This is a genomic window from Mesorhizobium sp. WSM4814, from assembly GCF_055811595.1.
In genome coordinates this window covers 17,539-41,146 of record NZ_JBVVQT010000009.1, presented here as the reverse complement: position 1 = coordinate 41,146, position 23,608 = coordinate 17,539, and the positions used below count along the sequence as shown (strand labels likewise).

General features: G+C 63.7%; 20 protein-coding genes and 1 pseudogene. 6 read left to right on the top strand and 15 right to left on the bottom strand.

The genetic code is table 11. The features are described from left to right. From AC0L2V_RS15810 to dhaL, 4 genes are all read left to right on the top strand, one after another. Complete coding sequence (locus AC0L2V_RS15810) at positions 1–987, top strand: FAD binding domain-containing protein (RefSeq protein WP_473520565.1); 987 nt, start codon at positions 1–3, stop codon at positions 985–987. A gap of 9 nt (positions 988–996) precedes the next feature. Further along, positions 997–3,282 (top strand): xanthine dehydrogenase family protein molybdopterin-binding subunit, encoded by a 2,286-nt coding sequence (locus AC0L2V_RS15805; protein WP_473520627.1) that lies wholly within the window; start codon positions 997–999, stop codon positions 3,280–3,282. A gap of 173 nt (positions 3,283–3,455) precedes the next feature. After that, complete coding sequence (locus AC0L2V_RS15800) at positions 3,456–4,463, top strand: dihydroxyacetone kinase subunit DhaK (protein ID WP_473520564.1); 1,008 nt, start codon at positions 3,456–3,458, stop codon at positions 4,461–4,463. A 12-nt stretch (positions 4,464–4,475) separates the two neighbouring features. Further along, entirely contained in the window at positions 4,476–5,114 is a 639-nt protein-coding gene (gene dhaL / locus AC0L2V_RS15795; RefSeq protein ID WP_473520563.1) for a dihydroxyacetone kinase subunit DhaL, read from the top strand. A gap of 112 nt (positions 5,115–5,226) precedes the next feature. On the opposite strand, the gene derI is transcribed toward dhaL, so the two are convergent. The 3 genes from derI to AC0L2V_RS15780 form a co-directional block, all read right to left on the bottom strand. Further along, complete coding sequence (gene derI / locus AC0L2V_RS15790; protein WP_027152577.1) at positions 5,227–5,670, bottom strand: D-erythrulose-4-phosphate isomerase; 444 nt, start codon at positions 5,668–5,670, stop codon at positions 5,227–5,229. 248 nt (positions 5,671–5,918) lie between these two features. Next, entirely contained in the window at positions 5,919–6,704 is a 786-nt protein-coding gene (locus tag AC0L2V_RS15785; protein ID WP_473520562.1) for a triose-phosphate isomerase, read from the bottom strand. Positions 6,705–6,847: 143 nt separating this feature from the next. Next, complete coding sequence (locus AC0L2V_RS15780) at positions 6,848–7,615, bottom strand: DeoR/GlpR family DNA-binding transcription regulator (RefSeq protein WP_023800192.1); 768 nt, start codon at positions 7,613–7,615, stop codon at positions 6,848–6,850. 291 nt (positions 7,616–7,906) lie between these two features. On the opposite strand from AC0L2V_RS15780, the gene fba reads away from it, so the two are divergent. After that, the gene (gene fba, locus AC0L2V_RS15775; RefSeq protein ID WP_473508901.1) at positions 7,907–8,971 is read left to right on the top strand and encodes a class II fructose-bisphosphate aldolase; all 1,065 of its coding nucleotides are present in this window, start codon (positions 7,907–7,909) and stop codon (positions 8,969–8,971) included. Positions 8,972–9,141: 170 nt separating this feature from the next. On the opposite strand, the gene AC0L2V_RS15770 is transcribed toward fba, so the two are convergent. The 10 genes from AC0L2V_RS15770 to AC0L2V_RS15725 all read right to left on the bottom strand — a co-directional run bounded on the left by AC0L2V_RS15770 (position 9,142) and on the right by AC0L2V_RS15725 (position 20,953). Next, positions 9,142–10,083 carry a sugar phosphate isomerase/epimerase family protein gene (locus tag AC0L2V_RS15770; RefSeq protein ID WP_473508903.1) on the bottom strand — a complete coding sequence of 314 codons (942 nt, stop codon included), beginning with the start codon at positions 10,081–10,083 and terminating at the stop codon, positions 9,142–9,144. Further along, positions 10,083–11,600: a glycerol-3-phosphate dehydrogenase gene (locus AC0L2V_RS15765; RefSeq protein WP_473520561.1), complete on the bottom strand. Its 1,518-nt coding sequence runs from the start codon at positions 11,598–11,600 to the stop codon at positions 10,083–10,085. The genes AC0L2V_RS15770 and AC0L2V_RS15765 overlap by 1 nt, the downstream gene beginning before the upstream one ends. 49 nt (positions 11,601–11,649) lie before the next feature. Next, entirely contained in the window at positions 11,650–12,690 is a 1,041-nt protein-coding gene (locus AC0L2V_RS15760; protein WP_473520560.1) for a 2-hydroxyacid dehydrogenase, read from the bottom strand. Between the two features lie 10 nt (positions 12,691–12,700). Then, on the bottom strand, positions 12,701–14,254 hold the full coding sequence (locus AC0L2V_RS15755) for an FGGY family carbohydrate kinase (RefSeq protein ID WP_473508909.1): 1,554 nt from the start codon (positions 14,252–14,254) through the stop codon (positions 12,701–12,703). After that, entirely contained in the window at positions 14,254–15,378 is a 1,125-nt protein-coding gene (locus AC0L2V_RS15750) for an ABC transporter ATP-binding protein (protein ID WP_473520559.1), read from the bottom strand. The genes AC0L2V_RS15755 and AC0L2V_RS15750 overlap by 1 nt, the downstream gene beginning before the upstream one ends. Continuing rightward, positions 15,375–16,493, bottom strand: coding sequence for an ABC transporter ATP-binding protein (locus AC0L2V_RS15745; RefSeq protein ID WP_473520558.1), 1,119 nt, complete (start codon positions 16,491–16,493; stop codon positions 15,375–15,377). Before AC0L2V_RS15745 ends, AC0L2V_RS15750 begins: the two co-directional genes overlap by 4 nt. Positions 16,494–16,499: 6 nt before the next feature. After that, positions 16,500–17,357 carry a carbohydrate ABC transporter permease gene (locus tag AC0L2V_RS15740; protein ID WP_023800184.1) on the bottom strand — a complete coding sequence of 286 codons (858 nt, stop codon included), beginning with the start codon at positions 17,355–17,357 and terminating at the stop codon, positions 16,500–16,502. A gap of 9 nt (positions 17,358–17,366) precedes the next feature. Further along, a complete protein-coding gene (locus tag AC0L2V_RS15735) occupies positions 17,367–18,290 on the bottom strand; it encodes a carbohydrate ABC transporter permease (RefSeq protein WP_091599904.1) in 924 nt (307 codons plus the stop codon). 198 nt (positions 18,291–18,488) lie between these two features. Beyond that, on the bottom strand, positions 18,489–19,934 hold the full coding sequence (locus AC0L2V_RS15730) for an ABC transporter substrate-binding protein (RefSeq protein WP_128167495.1): 1,446 nt from the start codon (positions 19,932–19,934) through the stop codon (positions 18,489–18,491). A 44-nt stretch (positions 19,935–19,978) separates the two neighbouring features. Beyond that, complete coding sequence (locus AC0L2V_RS15725; protein ID WP_287341386.1) at positions 19,979–20,953, bottom strand: sugar-binding transcriptional regulator; 975 nt, start codon at positions 20,951–20,953, stop codon at positions 19,979–19,981. Between the two features lie 145 nt (positions 20,954–21,098). Here AC0L2V_RS15725 and AC0L2V_RS15720 point away from each other — a divergent pair. After that, a pseudogene (locus tag AC0L2V_RS15720) lies at positions 21,099–21,446 on the top strand (VWA domain-containing protein); the annotation flags it as partial. Positions 21,447–21,529: 83 nt separating this feature from the next. On the opposite strand, the gene AC0L2V_RS15715 reads toward AC0L2V_RS15720, so the two are convergent. Further along, the gene (locus tag AC0L2V_RS15715; protein WP_473508913.1) at positions 21,530–22,456 is read right to left on the bottom strand and encodes a pseudouridine-5'-phosphate glycosidase; all 927 of its coding nucleotides are present in this window, start codon (positions 22,454–22,456) and stop codon (positions 21,530–21,532) included. Positions 22,457–22,487: 31 nt separating this feature from the next. Next, positions 22,488–23,597 carry a carbohydrate kinase gene (locus AC0L2V_RS15710; RefSeq protein ID WP_473508915.1) on the bottom strand — a complete coding sequence of 370 codons (1,110 nt, stop codon included), beginning with the start codon at positions 23,595–23,597 and terminating at the stop codon, positions 22,488–22,490. Between the last annotated feature and the right edge of the window lie 11 nt (positions 23,598–23,608).

Here is a 23,608-nt window from a genome sequence, read left to right as displayed (position 1 = left end):
ATGCAATCCTTCACCTATGAACGTGCGGCAAGTGCCGAGCAGGCAGCCGCCGCGGTCGCGGAGCGGCCGGACGCCAAGTTCATCAGCGGCGGCACCAACCTGCTCGACCTGATGAAGCTCGAGATCGAGCGCCCTGCGCATCTCGTCGACATCAGCCGGCTGCCGCTCGATCGGATCGAGGAGACGGCGGCAGGCGGGCTTCGGGTTGGCGCCCAGGTCCGCAACAGCGATCTTGCCGCCGATCCGCGGGTGAGATCGCGCTATCCGATGCTCACGCAAGCGCTGCTGGCGGGAGCGTCCGGCCAGATACGCAACAAGGCCTCGACCAGCGGCAATCTCCTGCAGCGCACGCGCTGCCCCTATTTCTACGACCGCAACATGCCTTGCAACAAGCGCGAGCAAGGTTCGGGCTGCGCGGCGCTGCAGGGTTTCAATCGCATGCACGCCGTGCTCGGCGCCAGCCAGGCCTGCATCGCGGTCCATCCCTCCGACATGGCGGTCGCCATGGCCGGGCTCGACGCCAGGATCGAGACCATATCGCCCGGCGGCGGGACCCGCACGATTCCGATTGGCGATCTCCATCAATTGCCTGAGGCGACGCCGCATGTGGAAACCGTGCTCGACCACGGCGAGATGATCGCCGCCGTCACCCTGCCGCCGCCACCGCCCGGCCGGCAGGTTTACCGCAAGGTGCGCGACCGTGCCTCCTACGCCTTCGCGCTGGTATCGGTGGCGGCAGTCGTCGAGAAAAGCGGCGATCGTATCCAAAGCGCTCGGATCGCCATGGGCGGCGTGGCCGCCAAGCCCTGGCGCGCGACGGAGGCAGAGCGCACCCTCGCTCGAGCGGCGGCGTCCGACGGCGCCTTTACCGACGCGGCCGAAGCCGCGCTCGCCGAAGCCGTCGGATATGGCGGCAATGATTTCAAGATCCCGCTGGCGAAACGGACGATGCGCCACACGCTCGCTGCTGCCGCCGAGAGTGCATGAGGTGACATGATGACAGAGACGAAGACCTCAAGCCGTCCTCGCGAAACACGCAGCGGCATCATCGGGCGTCCATTCGATCGCATCGATGGTCCGCTCAAGGTGAGAGGCGATGCCACCTACGCCTACGAGAATACGCTGGAGGGTACAGCCTTTGGCTATATTCTCGGCGCTGCCGTCGCCAAGGGGCGCATTGCCGAGATCGACACGGCCGAAGCCGAACGGGCGCCGGCAGTGCTGCTCGTCATGACGCACCGGAATGCGCCGGCCCAGCCGGATTTCGGCCCGGCGGTCACGCCGACGGTGCCGGAGGTCTTCACGCGCGCCCGGCCCGCGCTCAACAGCGAGCGGGTGCGCTATTACGACGAGCCCGTCGCGCTGGTCGTTGCGGAGACGTTCGAGGCGGCACGTGCTGCCGCCGGCCTCATCAAAGTGCGCTACGACGAGGAGCCGGGACTCTACGATCTGTCGGGACATGTGGCCGACGCCTACGCACCAAAGCGGACCAATGCCGGCTTCGAGACCGACAGCGTGATCGGCGACTTCGAGAGCGCCTTTGCCGCAGCTCCGGTCAAGGTCGATGCCACTTACCGGACGCCCTTCGAACATCACAATCCGATGGAGCCCCATGCGACGCTCGCCGCCTGGTCAGGCAACGAGTTGACGATCCATACATCGGCGCAAACCCTGGCGAATTTCCGGGCGGGGGTCGCCAGCACACTCCGCATCCCGCCCGAGCGTGTGCGCATCATCAGCCCGTTCATCGGCGGCGGCTTCGGCTCCAAGCTGATTGCCCATGCCGATACGATCCTGGCCGCGCTTGCGGCAAAGGTCCTGCAGCGTCCCGTCAAGATCGCGCTGACGCGACAACAGATGTTCGCCAATGCCGGTCATCGCGCAGAGATGATCCAACAGGTGCGTCTCAGCGCGGACACCGACGGGCGGCTCACCGGGATCGCGCACGACGTCTGGTCGGCAACGTCCAGCTTCGAGGAGTACTGCGAGCAAACGGCAGTTTTTGCCCGCTCGCTCTATGCGGCGCCGAACCGTGTCACCCGCCATCGCCTGGTCCCGCTGGATATCAACCGCGGCGAATGGATGCGCTCGCCCGGCGAAGCCCCCGGCATGCTGGCCTTCGAATGCGCCATGGATGAACTCGCCGAGCGGCTCGGACTGGACCCGATCGAACTCAGGATCCGCAATGAACCGGCCCAGGATCCCGAGCGCGGCGTGCCGTTCTCCACCCGCAACCTCGTCGCCTGCATGGAGGAAGGCGCCCGCCGTTTCGGTTGGCAGCGAAGAAACCCGACGCCGGGCCGCGCCCGAGAGGGCCGCAAGCTCATCGGCTACGGCATGGCGGCGGCGATCCGTCCGAACTACATCGGCGCGGCGACGGCGCGGGTTGCGATCGACCGCGACGGTCGGGTGACGGCGCGGCTCGACATGACCGATATCGGGACCGGCACCTATACGATCCTGACCCAGATCGCCGCGGACAGCCTCGGCGTGCCGATCTCGTCCGTCAAAGTGGAGCTTGGCGACAGCCGCTTCCCGCGTACCGCCGGCTCCGGCGGGTCCTGGGGCGCGGCAAGTGCAGGGTCGGCGCTGCACAACGCCTGCAACGCCCTTAGGGAACGGATATTGCAGGCGGCGCGGTCGAGCGAAGCCTCGCCGTTGCGCGGCGCTGGCGCCACCGAAGCGAGCTTTGCCGACGGCGAGGTCAGGCTCGGCCAGCGTTCGGTAAGCCTGGCCGACCTCGTCCGGCGGATCGCTCCCGACGGGTTCGAGGCCGAGGGTTCCGTAGCCGCCGGCGCAGCCACCCCGTCATACAAGGCTTACTCGCAGCATTCCTATGGCGCGCATTTCGCCGAGGTCGCTGTCGATTGCGATAGCGGTGAGATCCGCATGCGCCGGATGCTGGCGGTGATGGGCGCTGGCCGTATCCTCAACCCCAAGACCGCGCGCTCGCAAATCATCGGCGGCATGACCTGGGGAATCGGTGCGGCGCTGATGGAGCAGACGGTGCTCGACCGGCGCTACGGCAACTTCGTCAATCACGATCTTGCCGAGTATCACGTCCCGATCAACGGCGACGTCCCGGAGATGGAGGTCGTCTTCCTCGAGGAACATGACGACAAGGCCAATCCATTCGGCGCGAAGGGGATCGGCGAACTCGGCGTCTGCGGTGCGGGGGCAGCTGTTGCCAACGCCATCTACAACGCGACCGGCGTGCGGGTGCGTGACTTTCCCATCACCCTGGACAAGCTGCTGCCTGCCTTGCCGGTGATCGCCATTTGACGCGGCAAGTCTTGTTCGGGCATTTCAAGCTCAAGGACAAAGCGGCTGCCAATCCCTGCGTGCAGGTCCTGGCCGCGCCGGAACATATTGCCGCGTGAAATCTCCCTCCCCGGGTGGAAATTCCGGTAACACGCTGTACTATCTGCGAAATTACCGAAATCGGGAGGCTGCCGGTGCAGACCAAGAAGATCATCAACGACGGCAACCGCACTGTCGACGAGATGCTGGAAGGCATTCTGGCCGCGCATCCCCGCCATCTCAAAAGCGCGGAGGGCAGCCCACGCTCGATTGTCGCCCGCGATGGACCGCGCCTGGGCAAGGTTGGCCTCGTCATCGGCGGCGGCTCCGGCCACGAGCCGACCTTCCTCGGTTTCGTCGGCAAGGGGCTGGCCGACGCGGCGGCGATCGGCAATGTCTTTGCCTCGCCGCCGCCGGACCCGATCCTTGAATGCGCCAAGGCGGCCAGCGGCGGCGCCGGCGTGCTGTTCATGTATGGCAACTATGCCGGCGACGTGATGAACTTCGACATGGCCGCAGAGATGGCGGCGATGGATGACATCGAAGTGCGCACCGTGCTGACCACCGACGACGTGGCATCGGCGCCGCGCGACCAGAGGCAAAAGCGCCGTGGTGTCGCCGGCAATTTCTTCATCTTCAAGGCCGCTGGTGCCGCCTGCGAGCGGATGCTGTCATTCGACGAATGCGAGCGTATCGCCAGGAAGGCCAATGATCACACCTTCACCATGGGCGTGGCGCTGTCGCCCTGTTCGCTGCCGCAGACCCGCCGGCCGAATTTTGAGATCGGACCGGATGAGATGGAGATCGGCATGGGCATCCATGGCGAGCCGGGCATCGCCCGCGGAAAATTGAAAACCGCCGACGAGATCACCGACGAGATGCTGGACAAGATCGTCGACGAGATGGCGCCGTCACGCGGCGACAAGGTCGCCGTGCTCATCAATTCGCTCGGCTCGACGCCGCTGATGGAGCTCTACATCATGAACCGGCGCGTCAAACAGCGGCTCGATGACATCGGCGTGTCAGTTCACGCGACCTGGGTCGGCAATTATTGCACCTCGCTCGAAATGGCCGGCGCCTCGGTGACGCTGATGCATCTCGACGCCGAATTGCAGACGATGCTCGACCATCCTTGCGACTGCGCCATGTTCCGCGCCGGCTGAAAGGGTGCATCCATGACATCCATCGATGCAGCCGATCTGAAAAGAATGTTCGATGCGATCGCGGTGGCGATCGAAGCCGACAAGGACAGGCTCTGTCAGCTCGACGGGGTCATCGGCGACGCCGATCATGGCATCGCCATGGCGCTCGGCTTTGGGGCGGTGCGCGATGCGCTGGCGCCGCTGGAGCTCACGGCAACCGAGCCGACTGTTCTCCTCAACACTGCGGCGAAGTCGTTCCTCAACGCCGTCGGCGCCTCGTCGGGCCCGCTCTACGCGACGGCCTTCATGCGTGGTGCGGCTGCCGTCAAGGGCAAGGCGACCTTGGCGGGCGCCGATGTCGTTGCCCTGTTCCAGGCGATGGCGCAAGGCATCCAGGATCGCGGCAAGGCGGAGATCGGCGAGAAGACGATGGTCGACGCCTGGCTGCCGGCGGCGCAAGCCGCGGCCGCTGCCCATGCCGACGGCAAGACCCTGTCCGAAAGCCTGGCAGCCGCCCTCGAAGCAGCCGAACGGGGCGCCGAGACGACCAAGGATATGATCGCCGCGAAGGGCCGCTCGTCGCGGCTCGGCGAGCGGTCGCTCGGACACATCGACCCCGGCGCGGCGTCGGCGGTCACCGTTATCGGCGCGATGCGAAAAAGCCTGGCTTAAGCGCATCGCATCAATGCGACGCGCTTAAGCTCCTGTTTTATACATGTAATTATCCCAAAACCGCTGCGCACCCTCGGTTCACGCCCGAGGGCATGCTTTTGGGCGACATGCATTAGCCCAGCTTCGCCGCGTCGAGCCTGTCGATCGCCTGGACATTGCCGGCCGATGGCCCGTTTTCGTCGAACTCCGATGCGAGCCAGGCATCGACGATCGACTTGGCCAGTTCCGGGCCGATAACGCGGGCGCCCATGGTGATGATCTGGGCATTGTTGGATTTCGCCGCGCGCTCCGCCGAATAGGTATCATGGGTGAGTGCGGCGCGAATGCCGGGCACCTTGTTGGCCGAGATGGAAACGCCGATGCCGGTGCCGCAAAACAAGATGCCGCGATCGTTTTCGCCGTCGAGGATGGTCTGGGCGAGCTTCTGCGACAGGTCGGCATAGTAGCCGGCCTGGCTGACGTCGCTGACGGAGAGGCCGGGCTTGGTGGCCAGGTGAGCGGCAATGACGTCGAGCAGCGGCTTGCCGGCGCTGTCGGCCCCAATGGCTATTTTCATTTTTTCTGTCCTTTCCTGTTCGATTGCTCTGGAGCCTGTTCCATCCCGATGGCATCGGGATGGGGCTCTAACTTTTGTTGGGCATGATCTTTTCCGAAAACCGGATTCCACTTTTCGGGATCATGCTATCTTTTTGTTTGAGCATGATCTTTTCCGAAAAACCGGATTCCACTTTTCGGGATCATGCTGTCTTTTGTTTGAGCATGATCTTTTCCGAAAAACCGGATTCCACTTTTCGGGATCATGCTCTAGATCGCCGCCGAGGCGCGTTCGAGGATGTCGATATAGCCTTCCGCCTGCCAGGCGGAGCGGCCGATGAACAGCCCGTCGATATGAGGCTGGCCGATCAGCTCGGCGGCATTTTGCGGATTGACGCTGCCGCCATAAAGCACCGGCGGCATGGCCGGCAGAAGATCGCCGGCGATCTTCTTGATCAGCGTCTGCTGCCTGTCGGCGTAGTCGGCACTTGCCGGAATGCCCTTGTCGCCGATCGCCCAGACCGGTTCGTAAGCAAACAGGATCGTCGCCGCCTTGGCCTGGCCTTCGAGGTATTGCAGCGCGCCGTGCACCTGCAAGGCCAGCACCGCATCGGCCTGGCCGCTGTTGCGTTGCGCCAATGTCTCGCCGACGCAAATGAGCGGCACCAACCCGTGCTTCACCGCCGCTGCGGTCTTGAGACCAACCGTATTGTCGGTCTCGCCGAAATGCTCGCGCCGTTCGCTATGGCCGAGCTCGACGAGATCGAGCCCGCAGTCCGTCAGCATCACCGGCGAGATCTCGCCGGTCCAGGCGCCGGCGTCGGCCCAGTGCATGTTCTGGGCACCGACCTTGATCCGTGTCGATGCCAGCGCTTTCTTGACCTCGCGGACCGCCGTGAAGGGCGGGATGACGAAGGGCTGGATACGGTCGTCGAAACCGGGGACGAACCCCGCCAGCGCCCTGGCAAAGTCAGTCGCTTCTGCAAGCGTCTTGTTCATTTTCCAGCTCGTGCCGACCCAGTAGACCACGCGTCCTCCTTCTAGAGCCTGTTCCATCCCGCGAGGCGGGATGGGGCTCTATCTTCTTTGACCATGATCTTTTCCGAAAACCGGTTCCCACTTTTCGGGATCATGGTTCTATCTTCTTCTTTGACCATGATCTTTTCCGAAAACCGGTTCCCACTTTTCGGGATCATGGTCTAGTCCTTCTCGACCAGTGTCAGCGAAACGCCGGCGCCATCCAGCGCCTCGCGCATCTGCGGTCCCAGTTCTCGACCGGTGAAGACGGCGTCGAACGCCTTGAGATCGGTCAGGAAATGCAGGGCGGTGCGGCCGAACTTGCCGTGATCGACCAGCAGATATTTGCGGGCGGCCGCGGCCATCATCAACCGCTTGGTATGGACCACTTCCTGGTCCTGGTGGAAGGCGGAAACGCCGTGGATGGCCGACGACGACAGGAAGGCGACATCGGCGCGCAACGATCTCAGCGTGTCCTCGGCAAGCAGGCCGAAGAAACCGTGGAATTTCTTGCTGTACTGGCCGCCGAGCGCGATCAGGGTGATACCGGCAACGCCGGCCAGATCCTGTATCACGGCCAGATTGTTGGAGATCACGGTCAGCGGGCGCAGATCCGCAAGGTGGCGCGCAATGCCGCCCGCCGTCGAGCCGTCGTCGATGATCACCGTCTGGCCCGGTTCGATGACAGCCACGGCGGCAACCGCCAGGCGCTGCTTCTCCTCGGCGGCCTGCTTCTGACGGTAGCGGAAATCACTTTCGAACAGGCCGCTCGGCTGAATCGAGGCGCCGCCGCGTATCTTGCGCAGGAAGCCGCTTTCCTCGAGCTCGTCGAGGTCGCGATGGACGGTCATCTTCGACACGCCGAAGCGCGAGGCAAGGTCATCGACACTGGCCGTGCCGGTGTCCATCAGAAAATCCATGATGCCTTGCCGCCGGCCGTCGCTCTTCATCGTCCAGCCTGTTTCCTTTAATTCGCGTCGCCGCGTCCGCCGTGGCAGAAACGGCTGACAGAAGCTATTATAACAGATAAAATCGCATGCATGCCAAATTTTTTGTGATGGTGTTATGTTTCCCTGGGATGTTCGTTGCTTCTGATCGCTGCCTTGTAACAAGAATTGCTCTCGCCGGCATGGCCAGAGGTTGCGGTTCTCCGGAAATCCGGCCAGAAGCATCAATGGGCTGAATGACGACCGGACAGCTCGCAAACCATAGGCTTGAAACCAAATACGGGAGACCATTGGGTGGCTCGCATCACATTGAGACAATTGCTCGACCATGCCGCCGAACACGGCTATGGCGTGCCTGCCTTCAACATGAACAATATGGAACAGGGCCTTGCCATCATGGAGGCGGCCGAGGAGACCAAATCGCCTGTTATCCTGCAGGCGAGCCGCGGCGCCCGCGCCTATGCCAACGACGTCGTGCTGGCCAAGCTGATCGACGCGCTGGTCGAGATCCATCCCGATATCCCGGTCTGCATGCATCTCGACCATGGCAACAACGAAGCCACCTGCGTGACCGCGATTCAGTACGGCTTCACCTCGGTGATGATGGACGGATCGCTGAAGGAGGACGGCAAGTCGCCGGCCGATTACGACTATAATTCCGGCATCACGCGACGCGTCGTCGACATGGCGCATTGGGGCGGCGTGTCGGTGGAAGGCGAGATCGGCGTTCTCGGATCCCTGGAGATGGGGGGCGGCGAACAGGAAGACGGCCACGGCGTCGAGGGCACCGTCAGCCACGACCAACTGCTGACCGATCCGGAGCAGGCGGTGCAGTTCGTCAAGGACACGCATGTCGATGCGCTGGCCGTCGCAATGGGCACCAGCCACGGCGCCTACAAGTTCTCGCGCAAGCCGGACGGCGCGGTGCTCGCCATGAACGTGATCGAGGAGATCCACCGCCGCCTGCCGAACATGCACCTGGTCATGCACGGCTCGTCCTCGGTGCCGGAAGAGCTGCAGGAGATCATCAACAAATATGGCGGCCAGATGAAGCCGACATGGGGCGTGCCGGTCGAGGAGATCCAGCGCGGCATCAAGCACGGTGTGCGCAAGATCAACATCGACACCGACAACCGCATGGCGCTGACCGGCGCGATCCGCAAGGTGCTGACCGAGAACCCGAGCGAGTTCGACCCGCGCAAATATCTGATGCCGGCAATGGCCGCGATGAGGAAGCTGTGCAAGGAGCGCTTCGAGCAGTTCGGCACCGCCGGCAACGCCCCCAGGATCAAGCCGCTGCCGGTCTCGGAAATGGCCAAGCGCTACAAGTCGGGCAGTCTCGACCCGAAATTCGGCTGAGTGAGGCTCCCCCTCATCCGGCCGCTTCGCGGCCACCTTCTCCCCCTGGGGAGAAGAGGCTTAGCGCCAACGCTGGCGATCTCCTCTCCCCTCGGGGAGAGGTCGGATTGCCCCGAATTGCCCTTTGCAATTCGGTTGGCAATCCGGGTGAGGGGGACTCGCCGCCGGTTCTATCCTGTTCGCGGCAAAATCGCCGCCCTGCCGGTCTCGATAAACGGCGCCCAGTAGTCGACCGACTCGCGGATCATGGCGACGACCTGGTGGTCGACCGGCTCGCGTTCGCGGAACGACAGTTCGAGGCAGATCTCGTTGTCGACGCCGCCGCCGCGGCGAACCGTCTCCAACAATTTTTCCGGCGTGATGCGGCCGTCCTTGTTGTAGGCGGCGATGAACGGCCAATGGCCGCCCTTGTTCATCGACGACTGCTTGATGTGGATGATCGGCGATACCGTGGGAAAGGCTTCGGCCCAGGCATAGGGATCGATGTCGGCCGGGTTGCTCGAGGTGACGTCGCCATGGTCGATATCGACCATCATCTTCAACGGGATGGCCATGCCGGCCGCTTCGATCTCGTTGTGCAGGGACCGGCAGCACTCGATCGTATGGCCGAATTCGCGGCCGACCGACATCGGCTCCCAGAACAGATAGGTCAAACCGGCCGCCCTGGCGTGCTCGGCGACGTCGCGCCAGCATTCCAGCGCGATGTCGAAAAGCCGCGCGCGACGCTCGGGATCGTCAAAATCCCGGTGCGTGAAGATCGCGAACTGCGTGCCCATGCCGCTGGCGCCGAGCTCGGCCGAAATGTCGGCAAAGGTCTTGAACCAATCGACGTAGTAGCGGCGCACGTCGGCGTCGGGATGGCCGAAATGGTTGAGCCGCCCGTAAGGGCCGGTCATCCCGGACGTCACGCGCACGCCGGTGCGGTCGAGCGCCGTGCGGAACAGGCGGACGAATTTCGAGATCGTCGCCGCCGGCCAGCCGGGATTGACGAATTCATGCGTGAGCTGCACGTCCCGGATGCCGATGTCGTAGGCGATCGCGTCGATCAGATCGTCCGGTTCGGCAAAACGGTTGACCAGCGGATTGGTGTTGAGGGAAAGCGTAAAAGTCATCAGCCTGCCCTCACCAGTCGGCCAACGCACCAGTCCTCGAAGGCGGCTCTTTCCGCGGCGGACAGATGCAGGCCGTGCTTGGTGCGCCGTTCGAGAATATCGGCAGCGGTCAGCGCCCATTCATGCTCGAACAAATAACTGGCTTCGCGTTCGAAAAAATCCTTGCCGAAGCACCGGCCCAGTTCGGTGAGCGACCTGGACGCACCGACCAGAACGCGCGTCCTGGTGCCGTAGAGCCGGCCATACTGCTTGACCAGCGATGCCGGCATCCAGGGATATTCGCGGCCGAGGTCGCCGAGAAACTGCTCGAAGTCGGCGTTGGCGATATCGCCGCCCGGCAGATGTCCTTTCGACGTCCACGGCTTGCCCATTTTCGGAAAGAACGGCGCGATCCGGTCCAGCGCATGCTCGGCCAGCTTGCGGAAGGTGGTGATCTTGCCGCCGAAGACGGAGAGCAGCGGCGCCTGCCCGGATGATGCGTCGAGTTCGAAAATATAGTCGCGCGTCACCGCGCTCGGATTGTCGGCGTTGTCGTCATAGAGCGGCCTGACACCCGAGAACGAGTAGATGACATCGTCGCGGGCAAGTTCGCGCTTGAAGTAGCGGTTGACCACCTTGATCAGGTAGTCGACCTCGCTGGCATCCGCCGCCACGTCTTCCGGCCGCCCCTCATAGGGAATATCGGTAGTGCCGATCAGGGCCAGATCGTTCTGGTAGGGATTGATGAAGATCACGCGCTTGTCGCTGTTCTGGACCAGATAGGCCTGCCGCCCTTCCCAGAATTTCGGCACGACGATGTGGCTGCCCTTGACCAGCCGGACATTCCGCTTGGAGTTCTGGCCAGCCACGCGGTTGATGATGTCGTTGACCCAGGGACCGGCGGCGTTGATCAGCGCACGCGCCCGAACCGTGGTCCTGACGCCGGTTCGGCTGTCGCGCATCTCGACCGACCACAGGCCGTTTTCACGGCGGGCGGCGGTGCAGGCGGTCCGGGTGAAGATCCTGGCTCCCCGTTCCGCAGCGTCGAGCGCATTGATGATGACGAGACGGGCGTCGTCGACCCAGCAATCGGAATATTCGAAACCGCGCTTGAACGCATCCTTGATCGGCGCGCCTTCGGGCGCGGTGCGCAGGTTGAGCGTGCGGGTGCCCGGCAGCCGCTTGCGGCCGCCAAGATGATCGTAGAGGAACAGACCGAGCCTGACCAGCCAGGCCGGCCGGTCGTCCCGGCTGTGCGGCAGCACGAAGCGCATCGGCCAGATGATATGTGGCGCCGATTCAAGCAGCACTTCGCGTTCGATCAGCGCCTCGCGCACCAGCCGGAATTCGTAGTATTCGAGATAGCGCAGGCCGCCATGGACGAGCTTTCCCGATCGCGAACTGGTGCCTTCGGCGAGATCGTCTTTTTCGCACAGGATGACGGAAAGCCCGCGGCCGACTGCGTCGCGCGCGATGCCGGCGCCATTGACGCCACCGCCGATGACGAACAGATCGACGATTTCAGTGGCGCCGCTCATCTCGCCGGATCCTCTATGCCTAGATTGCGTTTCATGGCTGCCGCGACCTTCAGCACGGGTTGACCGGCGGGAGCCCGACGATGAAGCGGCGCACCTCTTCGGCCGCTTGCTCGGCCGCATAGGTCACCGTGCGCACGGAAGCGCCGGCGATATGCGGCGTCAAGGTGACATTCGGAAGCTGCAGCAGCGGCCAGTCGGCAGGCACCGGCTCGACCGCAAACGTCTCCAGCATGGCGCTGCCGATATGGCCAGGGACCAGCGCATCGTAGAGCGCGTCGTAGTCGACCAGCGGCCCGCGCGCGGTGTTGACGAAAATCACCCCCGGCTTCATCCGAGCGATGGTGTCCTTGTTGATCAGGCCGCGGGTCTCTTTGGTCACCCGGGGATGAAGCGTGACCACGTCGGAGCGGGACAGGAGATCGTCCAGTGCGACTAGTTCGGCGCCGGCATTGCGGTCTTCGGCGCTCAATTGCACATAGGGATCGGTGACCAGGATGCGGCAACCGAAGGCGCGCAGCAGGCGGACAACCTTGGTGCCGATATTGCCGTAGCCGATGACGCCGACGGTCATTTCGTTGAGCTCGCGGCCGGTGCGGTCGGCCCGGTAGAGATCGCCGCGCCATTCCCCTTTGCGCAAGGCCTCGTGCCCGACCCGGATCAGCCGCGTCTCGGCAAGGATCGCGCCGATGGTGAACTCGGCCACAGCACTTGCATTGCGGCCGGGCACGTTGACGACGGTGATGCCGTGGGCCCTGGCGGCAACCATGTCGATGTTGATCGGGCCGCCGCGCGAGACCGCAACCAGCTTCAGCGCAGGCAGACGCTGCATCATGGTCTCGGACAGCGGCGCAAGCTGGGTGACGAAGATCTCGGCGTCGCCAATGAAATCGACCACCTCGTCCGGATCGCCAAGATACTCCTTCACCTTGTCGAGGCCGAGCGCTGCATTGCCGAATTCCATCGGCTCGTCGGGCCAGGCCGCCTCAAGGGTGCGAATGTCGAGATCGGCGCCGCAGGCCTTCTCGATTTTCTCGCGAAAGACCTCGGGAAGCATGAAGCGGTCGCCAATGATTGCAATCTTCTTACGCATGCTCGACTTCTCAGTTTGCCCTGGATGCGGCCATCGACCGCCAGACCGGCCGCAGCGCCTCATGCGCCAATGTGTAGGACGGAACCGCCCGCTCATAGATCGCGGCAAGTTTTCGGTCGCTCGGTTCCGCCGCGCCCAGCAGCGGCGTGACCCATTCGCCGACGCATTCGTCCATCGAACTGTATTGGCCGACGCAGACCGCAGCGATCATTGCGGCGCCCGCGGCACCGGCTTCCTCGCGTTGGCTGGTGCGAATGTCGGCGCCGACGACAGCGCCGAGGATCTTGCGCAGAGCCGGGCTTCTGGCGGCGCCGCCGGTCAGCCGGATTTCGCTCGGCAGCGGCCCCATGGCGGCGTAGCAATCGCGCGACGCGAATGCCAGCCCCTCAAAAACAGCGCGAACCATATCGGCATAACCGTGCCGCGACGAAATGCCGACGAAACCGGCCCTGGCACTGGCATCGACGAACGGCCCGCGCTCGCCGGCCTCCGACACATAGGGCTGATAGAGCAGCGAGGCCGGCTCCGATGACGATATCCATTCGTCGACCAGCGCGATCATCTCGCCATTGCTGCGGGTGATGCCTTGCGAGGCGAGTATGCCGGAGGCGAGGCTAAGGATCCAATCGATGTTGAGCGTCGCTGCCATGTTCGACTGCATCTGCGCAAAGACGCCGGGCGCCGGCATCGTCATCGTGTAGCCGGTCCGGGCCTCGTTGAGCAGCACCTCGTCCGGCGTCTGAGCAAGCCGCATATGCATGCCGGTGGAGCCGATGATCGAGCAGCCAGGCTTGCGCTCGCGGTCGAGCAGGCCGGCGCCGAGCGCGGTGCAGGCCACGTCGACATACGCCAGCACCACCGGCGTACCGGAAAGCAGCCCGGTCGCTTCAGCAGCCGCCGCCGACAGGCCGGCGCTATGCCTGGTGCCGTCGACGATCGGCGGCAGCAGATGCCTGAGGTCGGCGACGCCGAGCACCTCAAGCACCTCGTCGCAATAGCCGCGGGTGCGGAAGTCGCCAAAGGTGAAGGTGCCCTCGGAAGGATCGGTGGCGCGTTCGCCGGTCAGGTTGAAATAGAGCCAGTCCTTGCAATGGAACGCTGTCGCGGCGCCGGCAAGCCTGTCAGGCGCGTTGCGCTTCATGAAGGCAAGCTGCGGCCCCTGCTGGCAGGCGGCGAGCCCGCTGCCGGTCTTTTCGAAACGAAGCCGGTCATCGGGGCGCGCGCGGATCTCCTCGACGATGGCGGCAGCGCGCGCGTCGAGCCACAGCCAGCCCTTGGCGACCGGCTCACCGTCCTTGTCGATCAGCCAGGTGCCGTCGCCCTGCCCGGTCACGGCGATCGCAATGATGCGGCTGGCGAGGTCCGGCACCTTGTCGGCAAGCTGTCGCAATGTGGTCGCCGTATCGGTCCAGGTGCGTGCCAGATCCTGCTCGGCGCCGCCGCCCGGCAAGGTCTCGTACCGGTTCGGTACCGCCGCGGCCGCGAGCTGCCGGCCCGCCGTGTCGAAGGCGACGGATTTGATGACAGACGTGCCGGCGTCGATGCCGATCAGCACATCCCGCATCAGGCAAGCTCCATGCCGTGCGAAATGGCCATGCCGCTGGACTGATCGAAGACGTGCAGATTTTTCGGATCGATGCTTATGTTGATCGGCGCGCCAAGCTCCAGCCGGGTCCGGTCATGTTCGACCAGGACCAGCGAGCCGCCGGCGAAATCCGCCGCGATATGGGTCTGGTCGCCGAGCCATTGGTTGGCCGAAACCGTCGCCGGCACGCCGTCCTTCGTGCGGCGAACCGCATAGGGCCTGACACCGATGACGACCCGCTGCCGTTTGAGCAATTCGTCGCGAACCGAGCCGCTGAACGCGTCCTTGTCATAGTCGAGTGAAAGTCCGTCGGGCAGCCGCAGATTGATCTTGTCGGCGGCCGTGCCGACATAGGCCTCGAAGACATTCATCGGGGGCTCGCCGACGAACGTGCCGGTGAACAGGTTGGCCGGCCGCTGCTTGAGCATATCGGGCGTATCGAACTGCTGCAGCACGCCGCCTTCCATTACCGCGATCCGGTCGGCCAACGCGTTGGCCTCGGTCTGGTCGTGGGTGACCAGGATCGCCGTCAAGCCGCGCTCCTTGATGAAGTGCTTGATGCGGCCGCGCAGCACCGCGCGAAGCTGCGGCTCGAGTTGGCCCATCGGTTCGTCCAGCAGATGCAGGTCGGCCTCGCGGATCAGTGCCCGGCCGAGGCTGGCGCGCTGCTGCTGGCCGCCGGAGATGGAACTCGGATAGCGCTCAAGAATGTCCTCGATCTCGAGCAGCTTGGCGATGCTGGCAACTTTCGCGTCGACCTGACTTTTCGGCAGCCTGGCCGCCTTCAGCGCAAACGCCATGTTCTCGCGCACGGTCAGCGGCGGATACAGCGAATAGCCCTCGAACGCCATCGCCACATTGCGCTTGACCGGCGGCAGCGTGTGCACCTTGCGGCCGGCAACCGAAATGCTGCCGCGCGAGACCTCTTCGAAGCCGGCGATCATGCGCAATGTCGAAGTCTTGCCGCAGCCGGACGAGCCGAGCAGTGCGACGATCTCGCCCTTGTCGATTTCCATCGTCAGATTCTGAACGGCGTGCACACCTCGGTCGATCGGGCCGTAGAATTTGTCGACGCCGGAAATGGTGAGTGCGCTCTGGCTCATGCCGCTTCTCCGCTGCGCAAATTGACGACGTTTTTCGAGCCGATGCGGTCGCCACTGGCACGATCGAACAGCAGGGCGCTTTTGCCGTCGACGGCGATATGGGCCCTGCCCTCGGTTTGACCCGCTGTTCCGGCCGGCCGGGAGACCAGGATTTCGCGACCGCGCACGGTGCGCACCAGCGTGACGATCTTTTCGTTGAGCGGCGTCTCCGCCTCGACGGTCACCGGAATGGCCGCGGGTGTTCCTTCGTCGACGAAGCGCAGCGCTTCGGGCCGCAAGCCGATCACGCAATCGCGGCCGACCGTGGCGTCATAGGCGCCGGTCAGATGGACCTGGACATTCGACAGACCGACATAGATGCCCTTGGCATCCCGCGACGGCTTGACGTCGAGCAGGTTGATTGTCGGATCGCCGAACAGCCGCGCGATCTCGATGTTGGCCGGCTCGCGATAGATCTGCTCGGGCGTGCCGAGCTGCTTGATGACGCCTTGCGACATCACCGCGATGCGATCGCCGAGCGCCATGGCCTCCTTGTAGTCCTGGGTGACGTAGACGACGGTCGCACCGCGATCTGCCAGCAGCCTCGGCAGTTCGAGCCGCATCTCGAAGCGCAGTTTGGCATCAACGTTGCGCAGCGGATCGTCGAGCAGCAGCACCGGCGGCGAGCCGACCAGAGCGCGGGCGAGCGCGGTGCGCTGCTTCTGGCCGTTGGACAGCGCCCGTGGCTTGTGGCTGAGCACGTGGCCGATCTTCAGCAGCTTGGCGACGCTCTCGACACCCGCCTTCATCGCGCTTTGCGACGATCGCTTGGCCTGAAGCGGCGTGGCGATGTTGTCGAAGGCGGTCATGTGCGGAAACAGCGCGAAATTCTGGAATGCCATGCCGACGCCGCGGAACTCGGCGTCAAGCTCGGTCATGTCCTCGCCGCCGATGAAGATTTTTCCCTCATCAGGGTCGATGACGCCGGCGACGAGCCGCAGCAGCACCGTCTTGCCGGCGCCGGACGGTCCGAACAGGACCAGGGTTTCGCCGTCGGCGACGCTCAACGACAGATTGTCGAGCACAGTCTGGCTCTTGTAGTGCTTGACGACATTTCGCAATTCGAGGCTGGCCATCGGGAGCTATCCTTTCACCGCGCCGAGCGACAGGCCTTCGACGAGATAGCGCTGCGCGTAAAGGGCGAGCGCCAGCGTCGGGGTGATCGACAGCACGATCGCTGCCGAGATCTGGCCGTACTGGATGCCGGAGGAGGTGATGAAGGCGAGCGCGCCGACCGTCACCGGCTGCTTGTCGGCCGAAGCGAGCACGAGCGCGAAGATGAAATTGTTCCAGGCGAAGATGAAGGCGAGCAGGCCGGCAGCCGCGATGCCGGGGCCGGCGAGCGGCAGCGCGATCTTGCGGAAGGTGGCGAACCAGGAATGGCCGGCAATGCGATAGGCGTATTCGATATCGGCCGGGATGTCCTCGAAATAGCCGCGCACGATCCACAGGATCAGCGGCAGGCAGATCAGCTGATAGACCCAGATCAGCCCGATATAGGTGTTGGCCAGTCCAAGCTTCTGGAAATAGAGGGTGAGCGGCAGCAGCACCAGCAGCGCCGGCGCGAACCGGAACGACAGCAGCGTGAAGGCGATGTCCTCCGAGCCGCGGAATTTGTGCCGGGCAAAGGCGTAAGCGGCGGGGACGCCGAGCAGCAGCGCGACGGCGACCGAGGTGACCGACAGGAACACCGAATTCCACAGGTTGCGCATGAAGGCGATGTCGAGCGTGCCGGCCGCCGTGGTCAGCTTGCCGGTGATCAGCGCGGTGTAGTTGGCCAGCGTCGGCTTGAAGACAAGCTGCGGCGGAATCCGCAGGATGGTCTCGTTGGTCTGGAACGACATCATGAGGATCCAGACGATCGGGAACATGAAGAAGATCACGACCAGCGTCAGCGCTATGCCACGCAGGATGCGTTCGAGAAGCGAGGTGTGTTCCATCCCGGCCTCCTATGCCAGGCCGCGGGCGCGTTCGCGCAGCCGCAGCCAGTTCTTGATGAAGATGTTCGAGAGGAAATAGGTGATCGCCCACAGGATGATCATCAGCGCCGCCGAGCGGCCGACATTGGTCGACTGGAAGAAGTTGAGGTAGGCCTCGACCTGGAAGACGGTCAGCGTGTCGCCCGGACCGCCTTGGGTCATGGCATAGATGATGTCGAACTGCTGGATGGAATCCAGCAGGCGAAACAGCGTCGCCGTCAGGATGTAGGGCGTCAGCATCGGCAAGGTGATGCGGAAGAACACAAAACTCCGCGGCACGCCGTCAAGTGCCGCCGCCTCGAAGGGCTGCGTCGGCAGGCTGCGCAGGCCGGCAAGCAGCAGGATCATGATGAAGGGCGTGTAGACCCAGATATCGACAAGCACCACCGTGAAAAGCGCGGTCGACGGCGACGAAGCCCAGCGGAAATCCTGCAATCCGATCAGGCTGGCGAGGTAGCTCAGGACGCCAAAGCCGGGATTGGTCATCAGCTTCCACATCAGCGCGGCAAGCGCCGGCGCCGTCATCAGCGGCATCAACAGCATGATCGAGATGAAGTTGTTCAGCGTCGAGCGCTTCTGCAGCAGCATGGCGATGCCGAGACCGAGAAGCAGTTCAAGCAGCACGGTGATGCCGGCATAGAGCAGCGATATCTCCAGCGTGTTCCAGAACCTCGGGTCGGTGAAAAACGAGATGTAGTTGTCGCCCCAGTTGAACTGCCGCGCCCAGGGCTGGCTCAGCCGGTAGCGCTGGAACGAGTAGACGACCGACGTGAAGAACGGGATCAGGATGCCGATGCAGACGAGCAAGGCCGGCAGGCTGAGCACATAGGGCAGCACTTTCTTGCTGATCCTGAAGCCGGAAGGCCTGTTTCTTTGCATTGTCGCCGTAGTCATCGTGGCTCACCCGTCATCTCTGTTGCTTCGCCCTGCCGGCCGCCCAGGGAGCTAGGCGGCCGGTTGGGCGAGTGGCGGCACCGCCGTTGTTTGAACATCGGAATTTCCCAAAACCGATTTGGGTCCGATGCTCCAGGCGCCGCTTCGCAGTGGAATGGCCGGCTGGCCCGCAGCAGCGGGCCGGCCGGCCGCCAGGACTCAGCCGAGCCCGGCTTCCTTGAGCTGGCCGTCGACGCTGCTGGCCAGCATGTCGAGGCCTTCGTCGACCGGCACTTCCTTGGCCACCATCTTCTGCAGCGTCGCCGCCCATTCGGTGGTCAGATCGAAGAACAGCGGCTGCGGGGTGAACTTGATGCTGGCGCCGGGCGCCGAAACGTCGAACATCTCGACATAACCCGGATAGCTCTTGTTCAGCTTCTCGCGGAACATCTGGTCGTTCCAGACCGACTGACGCACCGGATTGACGAAGTCCATCTCAGTCGCACCGAACAGTGCATGCTCGGGCCCGGATGCCCATTGCATGAAGTACCAGGTGGCGTCCTTGTCCTTCGAGAAATTGGACATCGACAGCGACCAGATCCAGATGTTGGGCGTCGGAGCCTTGGCGGCGGGATTGGCCTTGAAGGCGGAGAAGGCGAGCTTGCCGGCCATCTTGTTGTCGCCGCCATTCATAAAATAGCCGAGGATGTCGGCGTCGAAGATCATCGCCGAGGCGCCGGCGCCAAGATCGGTGCCGACCTGATACCAGGTGTAGGTCGACCAGTCCTTGGGGCCGCTCTCCTGAATCATCTGGACCCACTGCTTGTGGAAGGCCTTGGATTCGGCGGTGTTCATCGCGGCCGACAATTTGCCGTCGGCCGAGACATTCAGGTCCTTCTGGTCAAAGTTGGCATAAGCCGACAGGAAGCCGGGATGGATCGTCGCCCAGGAGCGCGAGCCGCGCACGCCGATTCCGTAGACGCCGCCGCCGACATCCTTGGTGAGCTTGGCCGCCGTAGCGACCATCTCGTCCATATTGCCGGGAACGCTGACCCCGACCTTGTCGAACATGCCCTTGTTGTAGGTGATGTTGTTCTGTTCGAAGCCCCACGGAATGCACCACTGCTTGGCGTCGTCGGAACCGAGCACGCCGCCGGGCTGGCCGTTCCAGGCGCAGGACTTCCTGACACCGGGCAGGAAGTCGTCCCAGGCATAGTTCACATTGGTCTTGGTCGGATCCTTGATCCATTCGTTGAGGTCGGTGATCCAGCCGGCCGGGCCGTAGGTCCAGGTCATGTAGGCGCCGGTCATGAAGGCATCGTATTCAGGCGAGCTGGCCGACAGCGCAGCGGTGACCTTGTCGAAATAGACATCCTCCGGGAAGACGTCGTAGACGACTTCCATGCCGGTCAACTTCTTGAAGTTTTCAAGGTTGGCGATCATCGCATCCGCGTAAGGATGCTTGTTGAGCAAGAGCTTGATGGTCTTGCCCTTGTGCGCCTGCCAGTCGAAGTCCGCCGCCAGCGCACGGGTCTGCCCCAGATTGAGCAGCGTTCCGGCCGTGCCGGCGGCAAGGCCCATCGCGCCAAGGCCCTTGATCAGCCCACGACGATCGACTTGTCCGCGCAGGAACGCGTCGATCAGGTCTTTTTCTTTCTCATGCATTTGTCTTCTCCTCCACAGGGTAGTTTCAATCGAATGGCTGCCGGCTACCCGACCGGCGTCTGCTCCACGAGTTTTCGCGCCGTCCGCTCATCGGTGACCAGGCCCTTGAGATAGCGGCCCTCCAACACCGATTTGATGGCACGAACCTTCACCTTGCCGCCGGCAACGGCGACAATCCTGCGATTGCTGATGTCTTCGCGCGCCAGCGCCAGCGCGCGGTTGGAAAGCGTCGTCTCGACTGCCTTTCCAGCATCGTCGAAGAAATGGCCGAGCAGTTCGCCGACACCGCCGTTGCGGCGGATCTCCTCCATTTCGCCCTTCTCGATCATGCCGGTGGCGACCAGCGACGCCTCGCGCTCGGCAGTGCCGATGCCGGCGATGAGCAGGTCGGCGGACTTGCCGAGATCGAAAACCTCGCTGATGCCCTTCTGCCCGAGCAGCACGGTTCGATCCTCGACCGTGTTGGCGAACATCGGCACCGGCATCACATAGGCTTCGGCGCCGGTCCGTTCGGCCAGGCGGTGAATGACGTCGTGCGGATTGGCTGAGAACTTGCGCGTCAGGCCGCCGAGCAATGAGACGAATCGGGTCTTTTCGGCCGATATGCGCGGCAGATATTCGACACAGGCGGCGAGCGTGCGGCCATGGCCGACGCCGATCAGCGTATCCTCGCCGCGCTCGATCTCACGTTTGAGGAACTGCGCGCCGGCGATGCCGAGCGCCTTGAGCGGCAAGTCCTCGCCATCGAAGTCGGGAACGACCTCGCAATAATCGAGGCCGTAGCGGCTGGACAAATCGTCCTCAAGCGCGACGCATTCCGACACTTCGCCGTCGATATAGACTTTGACCAGCCCTTCCTGATTGGCCTTGGTGATAAGGCGATGCGCCTTGAGGCTGGTCAGGCCAAGCCGCTTGGCGACCTCCGACTGGGTCAGGCCGCCAGCATAATGGAGCCAGGCGGCGCGCGTCGCCATACTGGTTTCATCGTCGCGCAGGAGGCCGTTTCCAAAACCAACCATTTCCGCCCTAAGATATTTTTATCAGGTGATGCAAAATTTTTCACAAGGTGTCGCAGGAGTCAAGCGCCGCAGCGTTCAAATCACCTTGAGAGGGCAAAAAAGGCCTGCTGAAGCAGCCATCGTGCAGGGCGGTGCCAGTCTGAAATGCGCCGACCGTATCGAGCGGCCAACCAAGTCGCATCTGGTGCTGATCACCGACCTCTACGAGGGCGGCAATGGCCAGGAATTGCTGCGGCGGCTGGCGGCGCTGGTTCGATCCGGCGTCAATGTCGTCGTGCTTCTGGCACTGACCGACCAAGGCCGGCCCGGCTACGATCCGGCAATGGCAGGTTCGGTCGCAGCACTTGGCATTCCGGTCTTCGCCTGCACGCCGGATTTGTTCCCGGACATGATGGCGGCAGCATTGCGCCGGGAAGATATCGGTGCCTGGGCGGCGGGCGCCGACATCAAGCTGGTTCGCGCCGAGACCGAGGCTGCCAGGGCGGACGACTGAGCCCCATGTTCCAGAGGATTGCCGAACCCCTGTCGCGGCTGGAAAGCGGCTGGACAGGTCAGCGATTGTGGCCGGCAGTTCCGCTATTTCATGTCCTTCAATCCCGCATGCGCCACTGCGATGCGAGCGGCAAGCGCGGCGTTGTTGCGGACCAGCGCGATGTTGGCCTTCAGGCTGCGGCCCTGCGAAAGCTCGTTGATGCGGGCGAGCAGGAACGGCGTCAGTTCCTTGCGACCGATGCCGCGTTTTTCGGCTTCCGCCACCGCCGCGGCGATCGTGCCATCGATGAAGGCTGGATCGAGCGCATCCAGTTGCGGAATTGGATTGGCGACGAGGATGCCTGTGCCCGAGCCGATCTGCTCGTGCAGCAGCATGGCCTGCGCAATGTCCTGCGGCGTATCGAGGCGATGATCGGCTTTAAGTCCGCTGGAGCGCGTATAAAAAGCCGGAAAGTCGTCGCTCTGGTAGGCAATCACCGGCACGCGCTGGGTCTCCAGATATTCCAGCGTTTTTGCAATATCGAGGATCGATTTCACGCCGGCGCAGACGACGGTCGTGCCGGTCTGGCCGAGTTCGGTCAGGTCGGCCGAGATATCGAAACTGGCCTCGGCGCCACGATGCACGCCGCCGACGCCGCCGGTCGCGAAAATACCGATGCCGGCCAATGCAGCGATCCGCATCGTCGCCGAAACCGTGGTTCCGGCCGAGCCGCCGCCCACCATAATGGCGGCGAGGTCGCGCCCGGACGCCTTGACCACGTCCTTTGCCGCTGCCAGCTGCTCCAGCTCGCGGTCATCGAGCCCGACCTTGATCTTGCCGGCGACCACCGCGATCGTGGCGGGCACCGCACCGTTCTCGCGCACCACGGTTTCAACGCCGCGGGCAGTCTCCAGATTGGCCGGAAAAGGCATGCCATGGGTGATGATCGTCGATTCCAGCCCCACCACCGCGCGGCCATCACGAAGCGCTGCAGCGACTTCGTCGTTCAGGTGGAGAAGGGAAGGTTTCATAGTCATCTCGCTTTCAGGGGTCGTCTGGCTTTCAGGCGGGAATGCGGTACATGCCGGCGGTGAGGAAGCGCGGCGACAGATCGGGATGGACGCTGGATTCGCTCTCGGTGGTCAGCGTGGCGAGCAGTGCGCCGGTGCGCGCTGCGTCGAGCACGGGATCGCCCGAAAGCACCTTGTACATGGTGCCGGCAATCATTGCGTCGCCGGCTCCGGTGATGTCGACGGCGCGGGCCGGGACAGAACGCATCGTTGCCACGCCGCCTTCGGTCGCGACCGCAAATCCGTGCGCGCCCATGGTCACGATCACCTCGCTGGCGCCGGCCGCGCGCAGCGCCGCCGCGGCCTCTTTCGGCTTCAGCCGCTTGTCGGCATCCGTGATGCCAAGCATCGTATTGGCCTCGTCATGGTTGGTGAATAAAAGGTCGATGCCGGACAGGTCCTTGGGCAGGCGTGCCGATTTCGGCGACGACACCGTGTCGACGGCGAGCTTGAAGCGCGCGCCCTGCTTGCGTGACATCAGCGCCGCGATCGTCGCGGCCGGCAGGTTGCAGTCGATGAACACCCAAGTCGCCGAAGCCAGATGCGGCCAGAAACGGTCGAGACAGGATGGCGAAAACAGATCGAAGATCTCCATGTCGGCGATGCCGAGCACGAGATCGTTATTGAGGTCGAGGATCGCTGCATATTCCGCCGTCGGCCGCTCCGTTGACGTGATGACCTGGCTGACGTCGGCGCCCAGGTCGCGCAGATGCCGCACCAGCGAGCGGCCGGTCTCGTCGTCGCCGACAATTGAAACGAAGCTTATGTCGACGCCGAGGCGGACGAGGTTCTCGGCGACGTTGCGGGCGACGCCGCCGAAGCTGCGGTAGCCGGCGACCGGGTTCGACGTCCCGAAGATCAGATCCTTCCTGGCGTGGTACTTGCGGTCGAGGACGGCGCCGCCGATGCAGATCATGCGCTTGGACGCCGGCAAGACATAGCCGCGGCCAAGAATGTAGCCCTTGTTGACGAGCTGCACGATGTGGGCCGCGACGGTCGAGCGGGCAATGCCGAGCGCGGTCGCTATATCCTGCTGGCCGGCGAACGGGTTCGCCGCAATGAGATCCAGCACTGCCTGTTCCTGTGCTCCAAGGTCGTCCATCGCCTCACCCC